Annotated in this window: 12 protein-coding genes and 1 pseudogene; 6 read left to right on the plus strand and 7 right to left on the minus strand. The window is 64.0% G+C overall.

The window, feature by feature from the left end:
* Positions 1 to 67: 67 nt before the first annotated feature.
* Complete coding sequence (locus AB1N67_RS10690; RefSeq protein WP_043211321.1) at positions 68 to 292, plus strand: hypothetical protein; 225 nt, start codon at positions 68 to 70, stop codon at positions 290 to 292.
* Between the two features lie 67 nt (positions 293 to 359).
* Here AB1N67_RS10690 and AB1N67_RS10695 read toward each other — a convergent pair.
* Positions 360 to 623 (minus strand): annotated as a pseudogene (locus AB1N67_RS10695) (short chain dehydrogenase); the annotation flags it as partial.
* Between the two features lie 182 nt (positions 624 to 805).
* Between AB1N67_RS10695 and sodC the strand changes: the two are divergent.
* Together sodC and AB1N67_RS10705 are read left to right on the plus strand one after the other, a co-directional pair.
* Entirely contained in the window at positions 806 to 1,321 is a 516-nt protein-coding gene (gene sodC, locus AB1N67_RS10700) for a superoxide dismutase family protein (protein WP_182818861.1), read from the plus strand.
* Positions 1,322 to 1,563: 242 nt separating this feature from the next.
* Entirely contained in the window at positions 1,564 to 2,469 is a 906-nt protein-coding gene (locus AB1N67_RS10705) for a LysR family transcriptional regulator (protein ID WP_043211318.1), read from the plus strand.
* 109 nt (positions 2,470 to 2,578) lie between these two features.
* On the opposite strand, the gene AB1N67_RS10710 is transcribed toward AB1N67_RS10705, so the two are convergent.
* Both AB1N67_RS10710 and AB1N67_RS10715 read right to left on the minus strand, forming a co-directional pair.
* Positions 2,579 to 2,995, minus strand: coding sequence for a RidA family protein (locus AB1N67_RS10710; RefSeq protein ID WP_043211317.1), 417 nt, complete (start codon positions 2,993 to 2,995; stop codon positions 2,579 to 2,581).
* Positions 2,995 to 4,317, minus strand: coding sequence for an NAD(P)/FAD-dependent oxidoreductase (locus AB1N67_RS10715; RefSeq protein WP_197853384.1), 1,323 nt, complete (start codon positions 4,315 to 4,317; stop codon positions 2,995 to 2,997). Before AB1N67_RS10715 ends, AB1N67_RS10710 begins: the two co-directional genes overlap by 1 nt.
* 334 nt (positions 4,318 to 4,651) lie before the next feature.
* Here AB1N67_RS10715 and AB1N67_RS10720 point away from each other — a divergent pair, with 334 nt between their 5' ends.
* Both AB1N67_RS10720 and argE read left to right on the plus strand, forming a co-directional pair.
* Positions 4,652 to 5,326, plus strand: coding sequence for a DUF1028 domain-containing protein (locus AB1N67_RS10720; RefSeq protein WP_043211313.1), 675 nt, complete (start codon positions 4,652 to 4,654; stop codon positions 5,324 to 5,326).
* Positions 5,319 to 6,482: an acetylornithine deacetylase gene (gene argE, locus AB1N67_RS10725; RefSeq protein WP_182940950.1), complete on the plus strand. Its 1,164-nt coding sequence runs from the start codon at positions 5,319 to 5,321 to the stop codon at positions 6,480 to 6,482. Before AB1N67_RS10720 ends, argE begins: the two co-directional genes overlap by 8 nt.
* 48 nt (positions 6,483 to 6,530) lie before the next feature.
* On the opposite strand, the gene AB1N67_RS10730 is transcribed toward argE, so the two are convergent.
* The 3 genes from AB1N67_RS10730 to AB1N67_RS10740 all read right to left on the minus strand — a co-directional run bounded on the left by AB1N67_RS10730 (position 6,531) and on the right by AB1N67_RS10740 (position 11,148).
* Positions 6,531 to 7,799 carry a carbohydrate porin gene (locus tag AB1N67_RS10730; protein ID WP_043211311.1) on the minus strand — a complete coding sequence of 423 codons (1,269 nt, stop codon included), beginning with the start codon at positions 7,797 to 7,799 and terminating at the stop codon, positions 6,531 to 6,533.
* A gap of 135 nt (positions 7,800 to 7,934) precedes the next feature.
* The gene (locus AB1N67_RS10735; protein WP_102082593.1) at positions 7,935 to 10,352 is read right to left on the minus strand and encodes a glucose/quinate/shikimate family membrane-bound PQQ-dependent dehydrogenase; all 2,418 of its coding nucleotides are present in this window, start codon (positions 10,350 to 10,352) and stop codon (positions 7,935 to 7,937) included.
* A gap of 181 nt (positions 10,353 to 10,533) precedes the next feature.
* A complete protein-coding gene (locus tag AB1N67_RS10740) occupies positions 10,534 to 11,148 on the minus strand; it encodes a TetR/AcrR family transcriptional regulator (RefSeq protein WP_043211308.1) in 615 nt (204 codons plus the stop codon).
* A gap of 103 nt (positions 11,149 to 11,251) precedes the next feature.
* Here AB1N67_RS10740 and AB1N67_RS10745 point away from each other — a divergent pair, with 103 nt between their 5' ends.
* Positions 11,252 to 12,622, plus strand: coding sequence for an MATE family efflux transporter (locus AB1N67_RS10745; protein ID WP_367863790.1), 1,371 nt, complete (start codon positions 11,252 to 11,254; stop codon positions 12,620 to 12,622).
* On the opposite strand, the gene AB1N67_RS10750 is transcribed toward AB1N67_RS10745, so the two are convergent.
* Positions 12,610 to 12,939, minus strand: a complete 330-nt coding sequence (locus AB1N67_RS10750) for a cupin (RefSeq protein WP_043211307.1) — start codon at positions 12,937 to 12,939, stop codon at positions 12,610 to 12,612. The genes AB1N67_RS10745 and AB1N67_RS10750 overlap by 13 nt on opposite strands.
* Positions 12,940 to 12,971: the final 32 nt, after the last annotated feature.

Raw genomic sequence — 12,971 nt, forward strand, 5'->3', positions numbered from 1 at the left:
CCGGTCGGCAGGCAGATCATGACGGTTCGCCTGCTTCATCGACGTCAGAAACACACGAGAAAACGATATGAAAAAACGTGCCGTAATCGCTCTGTTGTTCACCGCGGGCCTGACCCCGTTCGCCCACAGCACCGAGTCCGCCCCTGGGGCCGCTACGCCGTCTCCAATTGTCCAGACCGGCGCCATCGCCGGCGATGCCCTGCTCAGCTATTGGGATTTCGGGCCAGAGTGCCCGGAGGGCACGGGCTGGACCGAAGTCGGGCACTGCCAGCCTTACTGGGACTTCGATTGACCCGGAGGTCTCGAGCGGTTCAGAGGCCTTTGCGTGCGTCGCTCGGATGACCCTGCAATGAGCCTTCGAGCTTGAGCGTCGCGCCATCGACCAGAGTCAACACCAGATCCTCGATGGTGCCGGCCAGTCGATCCGCAAAGATCGGCTGGCCATCCGGGTCAAGGTCGTCATAGTAGAACCGAGTACCCTCCAGCCAGCCGACGGCGGTGTTGAGGTCGGTGTCGAGATAGTACTTTCCATCGAGGAAGAAACCCGTGAATTGCCAGGTACGCTCCTCGTTATCGACGGTGTAGCGTTCGCCTGGTTGCATGCCGGTTGCGGGATCGAGCATGGTGCAGCCCTCCTTGAGTGGATGTCGGGTAGAAAACGCAAACCTCGTAGAGGTTCCTTACACAAGACAGAAGTACGTCTGACTGCGATCGAATGGAATCGCTGGCAGCGTACGCAGTCCACCTGTCAGGTGGCGTGTTCTGCAGGTAAGACGTCCGTTGTTCCAAACCAAGGAGAAATCACATGAAAGCACTGGTAATGACCGCCTTGCTGGTCACCGCCGGCCTTGCTCAGGCCGACCAGAAGGTGGAATTGCAGCTTGCCGGCCCGGACGGCCCAGGCAAGTCGATCGGGACGGTCACCCTCGAGCAGACCCCGTACGGGGCATTGCTCACCCCGGATCTTGCCGACCTGCCTCCGGGTGTGCACGGCTTCCACTTGCACCAGCGCCCTTCATGCGACGCGGCCGAGGAGAACGGCAAGTCCGTGCCGGCCGGCGCCGCGGGGGGCCACTGGGATCCGGCGGCGACCAGCGCTCACAAAGGCCCGTACGACGCAGGCGGCCATCGCGGCGACTTGCCAGCGTTGTATGTCGGTGCCGACGGCAAGGCTACGACTCCAGTTTTGGCACCTCGACTCAAGGTGGACGATTTCAAGGAGCATGCCCTGATGGTGCATGCCGGTGGCGACAACCACAGCGACCATCCTGAGAAACTGGGCGGTGGCGGCGCCCGGGTAGCGTGCGGGGTGGTGCAGTAAGCGCATCCCAGGTATACGCGATGTGATGTCGTAACCGCCCTGAACAGCCAGGGCTTTTCGGAGGGGCCGCTCTGCGGCCCTTTTGCGCGTCACACGTTTAACCTCACGGCTGCGCTCGTGCCATGAAAAATATCTTCAACCCATAGGCAAATCCTTGCTCACCCACGCGCCTGTGGGCTCAGCGCTAAGGTAAGGTGGCAGGAAAAATCCGCTACGCCGCATGCGGCGTCAGAGAGGTACCTGTGGCTTCCTATACCTTGCGACAACTCAAGTATTTCGTCACCACCGTGGAGGCCGGCAGCGTCGCCGAGGCATCGCGCCAGCTGTACATCGCGCAGCCGTCGATCTCCACGGCCATCAAAAGCCTGGAAGAGAGCTTCGGCGTCCAGTTGTTCATCCGCCACCATGCCCAGGGCGTTTCGCTGACCCCCAGCGGCAAGCGCTTCTATGCCAAGACCAAGGCGCTGCTGCAGATGACCCACGAGTTCGAGCAGAACGCCTTGGCCGACAACGACACCGTGGCCGGGCAGATCGATATCGGCTGCTTCGAGACGGTGGCGCCGCTGTATCTGCCCAGGTTGATCGCAGGCTTTCGTGAGCGTTATCCGGGCGTGGACATCCGCCTGCGCGATGGCGAGCAGCAGGACCTGATCCAGGGCCTGACCGCCGGCACATTCGATCTGGCTTTTCTCTACGACCATGACCTGGACGGCACCATCGAAGCCGAGCCATTGATGCCGCCGCAAAAGCCCTACGTGCTGCTTCCTGAAAAGCACCGCTTCGCAGGTCAGGCTCAGGTGTCGCTGCGTGACTTGTGCCCGGAGCCGATGATCCTGCTCGATGTCGCGCCGAGCCGCACCTATTTCGTCAGCCTGTTCAACGAGATGGGCCTGACGCCGAACATTGTCTTCAGTTCGCCATCGATCGAGATGGTGCGGGGGATGGTTGGGCAGGGTTTCGGGTTTTCGTTGCTGGTGACCCGGCCACATTCCGAATACACCTACGATGGACAGCGGCTGGTGACGCTGGACATCGCCGAGCCGGTGGCCCTGTCGGGGCTGGCGGCGGCGCGGTTGAAGCGGGTCCAACTGACCAAACCTGCGCAATTGTTCGTCGAGTTCTGCCGGGAGGAACTGGCCAAGCTTTGAGCTTCCATGAGCCCTGAACGGGCAAGCCCGCTCCCCAAGGCCTTGTCGCCTGAGGGGAGCGGGCTTGCCCGCAAGGGGGCTGCAAAGCAACCCCGCAAACGCCAGGGTGTTACGCCTGGTCCGGCACCACGGCGATCACATCGATCTCCATCAGCCATTCAGCCTGGGCCAGGCCCGCCACCACCAGTCCGGTGGAGATCGGGAACACGCCTTTGAGCCATTTGCCGACTTCCTGATACACCGGCTCACGGAAGCGGGGGTCGGTGATGTAGGTGGTGGTCTTGACGATGTGCGACATGTCCGAACCGGCTTCTTCAAGCAGCTGCTTGACGTTCTTCATCGCTTGCTCGGCTTGGGCACGAGGATCGCCCAGGCCTACCAGACGACCTTCGAAGTCGGTACCGACCTGGCCGCGCACATAGATCGTGTTGCCGGCACGCACTGCCTGGCAGAGGTCGTTGTCCAGCGACTGATTGGGGTAGGTCGCCTTGGTGTTGAACATGCGGATACGGGTATGGGTAGGCATCAGTGCGCTCCGAGGGTGCTGACTTTCTGGATCGAGGTTGGGGACTGCTCGGCATCCGCTTCACGCTGTTCGCGATCGCGGTAGGCCAGGTATGTGCGTTGGGTGGCGATGTGGCCGGCCACATGCTTGGCGTCGTGCCAGACGCCCCAGATGAATGATGAGCCGCGGCGCGACAGCCAGGGCAGGCCGAGGAAGTACACACCCGGCTCGCGGGACACGCCGCGCTGGTGCAGCGGCTTGCCGTTGGCATCGAAGGTGTCGACCTGCAGCCAGCTGAAATCCACGCCGTAGCCGGTGGCCCAGATGATGGTGTTGACGCCGGCCTTGGCCAGGTCGAGCTCGCGCAGCGGGTGGCTGACGCATTCAGGATCGGGCAGACGCTTGCGGGCTTCTGGCTCCTGCGGCAGGTCCAAGCCGTTACGCTCGATGTAGGCATCGGCGGCATCCAGCAGGGCCAGGTAGTTCTCATCGCCACGGCGGATGTTGTCGGCAAGGTCGTCCTGGAAGCGCACCACGCCGTTCTCGAACGACTGGGTCAGGCCGACCAACGTCATGCCCTGATGGGCGAGGGCGCGGAAGTCCACGGTATGGCCACCGCGGGCACCACTGACGGCGATGGTCACGTGTTCGCGGCCCGGTTTGGCGATCTCGGCGTCCCATTCGCCCAGCACACCCAGCCACCAGCAGAAGTCGCGGTTGCGGTAGGACCGTGGCGGACGGTCATGGGCCCCGACCGAGAGGTACACCTGGCGCCCGGCGCGCATCAGCTCTTCGGCGATCTGCACGCCGGAGGAGCCAGCGCCCACCACCAGCACAGCGCCTTCGGGCAGTTGCTCGGGGTTGTAGTAGGCGGCCGAGTGGATTTGGTGCAGGCGCTCGTCCTTCGGGGCGATGGCCGGAATCACCGGGCGTTGGAAAGGACCGGTCGCGGCCACTACGCGGTTGGCACGGATCACGCCTTCGTTGGTTTCGATGGTGAAGCCTGGGCAGTCGGCGTTGCGTACCACCTTCTTCACTTCAATGCCGGTCCGTACGGGCAGGTTGTACTTGCGCACGTAGGTCTCGAAGTAGTCGGCGACCTGGTCCTTGCCGGCGAAGGCATCCGGGTCGAGGTCGAATTCCAGGCCCGGGAAGCGGTCGTGCCAGACCGGGCCGTTGGCCACCAACGAATCCCAGCGCCCGGTGCGCCAGGCCTCGGCGATGCGCTTGCGCTCCAGCACCAGGTGCGGCACGCCGAGTTTGCTCAGGTGTTCGCTCATGGCCACGCCAGCCTGGCCGGCGCCGACCACGAGAGTGTCGATTTCGATGTTGTTCAATGTCATGTCTGAGCCCTTCTTGGAAGGCGGTTTTATTCAGGTCGGTGGGGTACCGCCTTTGCCTGAGGCCAGACTAGGGATGTGCTTTGCAACGCGAAAATATTATTTAGCTAATGATTGCCTATAAATTACCGAAGGCCTTGATCGGCGCGGCGTTGAGCTATGTTTCCTGTTTATTTGAGTGCCGTTTTTATTGATGTTTTATGGCCTTAGTTTTTTCCTTTTCTGGTCCTAGGAAAAAGTTGGTTTCGTGGGTCAATGGCTTCTGCCCAGAATGCTCCCATTCGCGCGAAAAGTTGTTTTCGCTGTGCATTGGACAGACCCTCAGGAGCCACAGACCATGACCTTTTCCATCATCGGCCGTTGCCAGGAAACCGGCCAGCTCGGTATCGCCATCAGCTCATCGAGCATCGCAGTAGGCGCACGTTGTCCTTGGGTACGTGCAGGTGTCGGCGCGGTGGCCACGCAGAACATCACCTTGCCCGCGTTGGGCCCGCAAATACTCGATGCCCTGGAGCAAGGGCAACTGCCGGCGGCCGCGCTGGACCGGGTGCTCACGGCCAATGGCTGGAGCGAATACCGGCAGGTGACGGTGATCGACAGCCAGGGGCAGGTGGCATTGTTCACTGGCAAGGAAGCACTCGGCGTGCACAACGCAGTGGCCGGCGAGCAGTGCGCGGCAGCAGGCAATCTGTTGTCCTCGATCCAGGTGATCGAGGCCATGGTCGCGGCCTTCGAGCAAACGGCCGGGCACCTGGCCGATCGTCTGTTGGCTGCGATGCACGCGGCCATGGCCGCTGGCGGCGAAGCGGGGCCGGTGCATTCGGCAGCGATGAAGATTGCCGGTGAGCTGACCTGGCCGCTGGTGGACCTGCGGGTGGACTGGGCGGACGAGGACCCTATCGGCGCGCTGGACAAACTGTGGCAAGACTACCGCCCGCAGATGCAGGACTACGTGACCCGTGCGTTGAACCCAACCGCCGCGCCAAGCTATGGAGTGCCAGGCGATGAGTGAGTCGAGCAGTCGCGAACTGCTGGCCCGGCTGGTGGGATTTGCCACCGTCAGCCGCGAATCCAACCTGGAGCTGATCGGTTTCATTCGTGATTACCTGGCCGGGCTGGGTGTGGACTGCGAGCTGTTCCACAACGAAGAGGGCACCAAGGCCAACTTGTTCGCCACCATAGGCCCTAAGGACCAGGGTGGCGTGGTGTTGTCCGGGCACACCGATGTGGTGCCGGTCGATGGCCAGGCCTGGACAGTCAAGCCTTTCGCGTTGACCGAACGTGACGGGCGTCTGTACGGGCGCGGTACGGCGGACATGAAAGGTTTCATCGCTTCGGTGCTGGCGGCGGTGCCGGCGTTTCTCGCGCAGCCGTTGAAATGGCCGGTGCATCTGGCGTTTTCCTACGATGAGGAGGTCGGCTGCCTAGGCGTGCGCTCCATGCTGGCAGCCCTCGAGCAACGTCCCCACAAACCGCGCCTGTGCCTGATCGGCGAGCCTACCGAGCTCAAGCCAGTGCTGGGCCACAAAGGCAAGTTGGCCATGCGTTGCCAGGTGCACGGCGCCGCGTGCCATTCGGCGTACGCGCCCTATGGGGTCAATGCGATCGAATACGCCGCGCGCCTGATCGGCAAGCTCGGCGAGATCGGCGATGGCCTGGCGCGTCCCGAGCACCATGACGAACGCTTCGACCCGCCGTTTTCCACGGTGCAGACCGGCATGATCAAAGGAGGGCGGGCGCTGAACATCGTCCCGGCCGAGTGCGAGTTCGACTTCGAGGTGCGCGCCTTGCCGGGCTTCGAGGCCCAGGCCGTGGCCGACCAGTTGCAGACCTACGCCGAGGCCGAACTGCTGCCGCGCATGCGTGCGGTCAGCGCAGACAGTGACATTCGCCTGAAGCCGCTCAGTGCCTACCCTGGCCTGGCGACCCCGGCCGATAGCGAGGCGGCGCAACTGGTCGCGCTGCTCAGCGGCTCCGAGGAGTTTGGCACCGTGGCCTTTGGTACCGAGGGTGGGCTGTTCGATCAGGCGGGCATTGCGACGGTGGTCTGCGGGCCTGGCAGCATGGATCAGGGGCACAAGCCCGATGAGTTCATCAGTGTCGAGCAGTTGAAGGCCTGCGATGCCATGTTGCTTCGCCTGGTGCAGCACCTGAGCGCGGGTCGATGAGCCTTGGGGCGCGTGCGCCCCTTTCGCCGCGCCCCGAGGTGCAATCGATCAGAAGCTCGCCTTGACCTGCAGTCCCACCACCAACGCGTTGTCGATGCGTTGCCCGGAGAATGCGCCCGGCTCGATGATGTACTGCACATCCGGCCGCAGGTTCAGCCAGGGTGTGGCCTGGTAGCCGTAGCTCAGCTCGATCAGCTGTTCGGCGCTGTCCAGGTTGGGGAAGTCCTGGCCATCGGCCTGGGCGGCGTCCTCGAGTACATCGCGGCTACGGGGGTTGGGCACGGCGCGACCGTAGCCCAGCGCCAGGGTATCGCGCGGGCGCCCTTCGAACGGCTTGTACAGCACGACGCCTGCGCCATACCACTTGGTAAACGGCGAGGCCGCTTTGCTTGAGGCCGAATACTGGCCGAAGGCGTGCAAGCTTCGGCCCGGCAGGGCTGGGTCGTTCCACACCGCCTGGTCGATCAGCAGGTAATGGCCGCTGCGCCCGGACACTTGGTCATTGCGGCCGATGCGTTTGGCATCGGAGCTGTCGTAGTAGTAGCCGAGCTTGTACTCGCCAGGCAGTTGGCCTTGCAGCTTGTACACCAGCTCGACCGGGACCACGGTGCCGGTCGTGTGCTTGGGCCCCAGGTGCCAGGCGCGGCTGGCGTTGCCGTTGCTTTCGGGGTCGACGTTGAACGCTGCCACACGCACCTGCCAGGCTGGCGACAAGTCGTATTTGACCCTCACGCCCAGATGCGCGTTGGGGTAGTTGGTCCAACCACTGCCGCCGGACATGTTCAGCGGGTGGCCGCAGAAGCCGGCGTTCATGAAGTTGCACAGGATGCCGCTGTCGAGCCCGCCCAGGTCGTTGCCCATGGCCATGTAACCGAGCTTGACGTTGAGTGCCGGGGTGAACAGGGTGCGCTCGTAGCTGAGCTCGGTCAGGCGGGTGTAGAGGCCGCCGTAGTTTTCCTGGATCGGCAGGCGGTTGCCCACCAAGTCCTCGGAGGCGCTGTTGCCGCGGCGGTCGTTGACCGTCAGCTGGACCTTGCCAGCATTGTCCAGGCCGTACAGCTTCGAGAGGTCGAACTGTACGCCGAGCTTGAGGTTCTGCGAGTAGCGTGCCGAACGGTGCAGGCCACCGTGGGCGTTGTAGGCCGTTTCGCCGCTGTAGTCGCCGGTGAACCTGATGCCATCTTCCTCGAGCTGGTGGCGCAAGCCGCCCCAGTCACCGGTCAGGGTGTTGCGGGTCATCAGGTCGCCGTCGGCCATGGCGGTGGTGCTGGCCAGGGCCAGCGCAAGAGCGGGGGTGATGCGAATAACGCGGGGCATTACGGAGTCTCGGGTTGTCTGTGAGGGCCCGTTCGCCGGTCCCACAAAGGCTGCTCGGAGTCTTTGTGAGAACCGGCGAAGGGAGCGACGCGGTCTCGGTGGGGTAGGGTTTATCCGCGAAGAAGGCGGCGCGGTTTACGGCAGGGCATAGGCCATCACGTAGTCGCCACGGTCAGGGGATTGCCGCGCACCGCCGGCAGTGACCACTACATACTGCTTGCCGGTCTTGGGCGAGACGTAGGTCATCGGGCCGCCCTGGCTGCCGACGGGCAGGCGAGCCTTCCAGATCTCGTTGCCATTGCCGCTGTCGTAGGCGCGCAGGTAGAAGTCCTGAGTACCGGCGATGAACACCAGGCCGCCTTGGGTGGACAGCGTACCGCCGAGGGTCGGCAGGCCGATCTTGATCGGCAGGTGCATGCGGATACCGAGTGGGCCGGTGTCCTCGACAGTGCCGACCGGCACTTGCCAGGCGATCTGCTGGGTCTTCATGTCGATGGCGGTCAGGGTGCCGAAAGGCGGTGCCTGGCACGGAATACCGGCCACGGACAGGAAGCGGTTCTTGTTCACAGCATAAGGCGTGCCCTTGAGGGGAACGGCGCCCATGCCCGTGTTCAGCGCCTCGCCACCGGAGGTGGCCTGGCCTTTGTTCTGCGACGGGATCATCTGAATCCACAGACCCAGACGCATGTCGTTGACGAAGATAAAGCCATGCACTGGGTCGGTGGAGATGCTGCCCCAGTTCATGCCACCGAGCGAACCTGGGAAGCTCAGCGACAGATCGGTGCCTGGCGCGGTGTACAGGCCGTCATAGCGCATCTTCTTGAAATCGATGCGGCACAGCAGTTGGTCATACGGGGTGGCGCCCCACATGTCCGATTCGGTCAGGGTCTGTGCACCGATCTGCGGCATGCCCACCGATTTGGGTTGGGTCGGGGAGTACGGCTCGTTAGGGATATTGCTCGGCTTGACCGGCACTTCGTCGACCTGGGTCAGCGGCGTGCCGGTCGCACGGTCGAGCACGTAGATCTGCCCGGCCTTGGTGCCGATCACCACCGCCGGGACGGTCTTGCCATCGTCCCGCGTGAAATCGATCAGGCTCGGCTGCATGGGCAGGTCGAAGTCCCACAGGTCGTTGTGCACGGTCTGGAACACCCACTTCTGGTTGCCGGTGGTGGCGTCCAAAGCCAGTACCGACGCGCCATAGGTGTGGTCCAGCTCGCTGCGCTCGACGCCGTAGAGGTCGGTGGAGGCGCTGCCCATCGGCAGGAAGACCGTGTTCATCGCCGGGTCATAAGACATCGGCGCCCAGCTGTTGGGGGTGCTGCGCACGTAGGTGCTGTCGCCTTGCGGGGCGTTGCGGTCCTCTGGATTGCCCGGGTCGAAGGCCCAGCGCATTTGCCCGGTGATCACGTCGAAGCCACGGATCACGCCGCCTGGCATGTCGGTCTGGACGTTGTCGGCCACCCGGCCGCCAACCACCACGGTGGTGCCGGCCATCAGAGGAGCGGAGGACAGCTGGTAGTAGGAATCCGGGACATCGCCCAGGCCGGCCTTGAGGTCGACCTGGCCGTTGTTACCAAAGCCTTCGCAGAACGCGCCGGTGTCGGCATCGACGGCGATCAAGCGGCCATCGATGGTGTTAGTCAGCAGGCGGCGCTGGCAGTTGGCGCCAGCGGGCAGTTTGACGGCGGCGATCGGCGAGCTGTCGGGCTGGGTCGGCTGGGCGATCTGGGCGGTTGCGTCGAAGTAGGCCAGGCCGCGGCAACGCTGCCAGACCTTGGATTGGGCGTTGATCGCGTTCTTCCAGAGCTCCTTGCCGGTGTCCGCGTCCAGCGCGATGAGATTGTTGTGCGGGGTGCAGATGAATACCTTGTCGCCCACCTGCAGCGGGGTCAGCTGGTCTTCGGCACCGTTGCCGTCGCTCAGCGCCACATCGCCGGTGTGATAGGTCCAGGCGACCTTGAGTTCGTTCACGTTGTCACGATTGATCTGGTCCAGCGCGGCGAAGCGGCTGCCGCCTTCGGTATTGCCGTAGTGCGCCCAGTCTTTCTGTGCCAGGCCGGGTTCGACCGGGGTCATGCCAGGGCCTTTGCCGGTAGGGGCGACGCTTGGGTGAGCGACGAACATGTTGCCAACGCCAATCGCCAAGGCGACGGCCAGCACGCCGGCCACGGCGTAGGCACCACGGCCGGTGCTGCCACCGCTGGCGCGCACCAGCATCGGATAGACCAGCGTCACGACCAGGCCGATAGCCGAGAACATGAACAACCGCGAGAACAGCGGCCAGAACGCCAAGCCTGCATCGAGCACGGCCCAGACCGCCGTACCGACCAGGAAAGCGGCGAACAGCCAGGCACCGGCGGGCTTGCGGCGGGCGATGAGCCCGCCGGCCATGGCCATGGCCAGGCCGCCGAGCAGGAAGTACCAAGAACCGCCAAGGATGGCTAGCTTGACGCCGCCGACGGCCAGAAGCAGGCCGAGCAGGGCGATGATCACGCCGAGCCCGACCAGGATGAAGGTTGAGGCGCCAGAGGCGCGAGGTGTTTGTGTCATTGCCAGGGATCTCGCAGGTGGGACTGCGCGCAGTTTAGGCCCTTAGCAAGCTAATTAACAAGTTAGTACATTATTTTTCAGGTCAGATTGTCGCAGGGCCGGAACTCTCCAATAACGCTTAAAAGCTTAGATCATGAACGAAAAATCGCTGAAACAGCGTCTACCCAAGCGCCTCGGGTGATCAGTGTGAAACCGTTGATTCGGCGCGGCGAAGCCCTTCCATGAGGCATCTGAGGGCTGTCTTGACACGTTCTGCCGCCTTTTGTGGGTCGTCCTGGGCAATCACCCACATACCGCTGTCGCCCATGGCGCCGTTGATCAGATGCGCCATGGCCACCGGGTCGAAGTCACGCAGCACCCCAGCGTGCTGCAGCTCCATCAATCCGGCGGCCATGGGGCCGATGTAGCTTTCTTCCTCGAGTTCGCGCAGGCGGGGGCCGAGTACGGCGGGAGCATCTTGCAGCAGGATGCGGCGCAGGGCGGGATCATGGAGCAGGTCGTAGTAGTGCAGACAGGTGTCCAGGTAGCCCTCCCAAGGATCGGTATGGGTGGCGAAACGCTCATCGAGCGCTTGGTTGATCTCGTCGAGCAGGTGCGTCACCACGGCGGTGAACAGCCCGGCCTTGCCGCCGAAATGGTGATGCAAGGCGCCCCGGGTCAGGTCAGCCTCGGCGCACAGTTCGTCCATGACCACGGCGGTGAAGCCTTTTTCCGCGAATTGACGGCGGGCAACAGCGATCAAACGCTCGGTGGTTTCGGCGCTCATGGCGGCTCGGGTTCGGCGAGGGGCGGGCATCGGCAGCTCCTGGGAGATAACAGTGGACGCAAATTAGCATACGTTGCGTATGTCAATAAGGGGTATTAGCATACGCGGCGTATGCTAATTGGAGGTTTGTCCCATGTCCGCGTCCCTGCAGCACCCTCAACGTACATGGCTTGCCGAATTGCCGGGCTTGCTGCGCCTGGCTTTGCCGCTGGTGCTGGGACTCTCGGCCAGTGAGCTGATCAGCTTGACCGACACCCTGATGCTGGCCTCGCTGGGGACGCTGGTACTGGCCTGTGTTTCGCTCACGGCCAGTGCCGGGTTGATCTTCCACGCTGGGCTCTACGGCATGCTCGCCACCCTCAGTGTGCGGGTGGGCCATGCCTTCGGTGCCGGCGATGCCGAGGGCGTGGCACGCACACTGCGTGCGGGGCTGGGTTACGGCCTGTTGGTCGGCACCCTCGGCTGCCTGGCGATGCTGGGCAGCCTGCCGGTGCTGCAATGGGCCGGCGTGCCGTTGCCGGACGTAAAGGTACTGGCGCCGTACTGGCAGGCGATAGCGGTGTTCTTGATTCCGTTCTGCCTGGCCGTGGTGTTCAAGGACGTGCTGGAGGCCGTCGGTCGCCCGTGGGCCGCGGTGTTGGTGGTGATGAGTGCGGTCGTGTTCAACGTGCCCTTGAGCTACGGCCTGATCCACGGACATTTCGGCTTGCCGGCCCTGGGCTTGTTGGGCGCCGGTATCGCCAGCGTGCTGGCCGAATCCCTGGCTGTGCTGCTGGCATTTGCCTATTGGCGTCTGGCGCCTTCGCTATCGGTCTACCGGCGAGCCTCCCTGGGCCCCCGGTTGGGGTGGCGCACGCTGATGGGAGAGGGCTGGCCGCTGGGGCTGGGCTACCTGGCCGAGGCTGGCGCCGTGGTGATCGCGGCCTGGATGCTCGGCTGGCTGGGCACGGCGGCGCTGGCCGCCAATCAGGTGGTGCAGTCGATCGGCTCGTTGCTGTACATGCTGCCGTTGGGCATGGCCGCGGCGGTGAGCATCCGCATCAGCCAGGCCCAGGGCCAAGGCCAGCGTGCGCGTATCAAGGCCATTGGCAGCGCCACCTTCATCAGTGTCAGCGCCTGGATGGTGGCCAGTACCCTGCTGCTGATGGTGTTTGGCCGGGCGATCGCCGAGGCCATGAGTGACGACCCGCAGGTGATCGCCATCGCGGTGCCGATGTTCGTGGTGGTCGCGACCATGCAGATCGCCGATGGTTTGCAGTCCACAGCTTTGGGAGCCCTGCGCGGATTGCAGGACTACCGCTGGCCGGTGGGCGTGACCTTGGTCAGCTATTGGCTGTTGGCATTGCCGCTCAGCTACGCCCTGGCGTTCCATTCGCCGTTGGGGCCGGTCGGGGTCTGGGTCGGTTTTGCCTGCGGCCTGGCGGTGGCGGCGTTGCTGCTGCCTTGGCGCTTCTACCAGTTGCAGGGTGGCCCGACAGAGGGGGTTCAGCCTCAGTTGCCGTAGAACACTGCCAGCCAGACCGTCGCCACACCGGCCTCGGTCCACTCCACCCGGTGCCGGCAATGGGGCGGGATATCCAGATGATCGCCGGGGCGCAGCACCCGCTCGTGGGGCTCATGCTCAAGCCTGAGCCCGGCGCTGCCGGTGAGCAGCAGTACCCATTCACCTTCGGCCTGGTCGTACCAGAAGCCAGGCGGGCTGGCCTGGCCACTGGAGACGATGCGCTCGATGCGCAGACCCGGCCGGCGCAGAAGCTCGTCGAACTGCTCGCTCGCCTGGGGGGCGAGCGGAGGAAGGGCCGTGAACAGGTTTTCGGGCATTGGGGCCTCGCGTGCTAAGCCAGTGAGGCCCC

The sequence above is a fragment of the Pseudomonas guariconensis genome, from assembly GCF_040822035.1.
GTDB classification, from domain to species: Bacteria; Pseudomonadota; Gammaproteobacteria; order Pseudomonadales; family Pseudomonadaceae; genus Aquipseudomonas; species Aquipseudomonas guariconensis.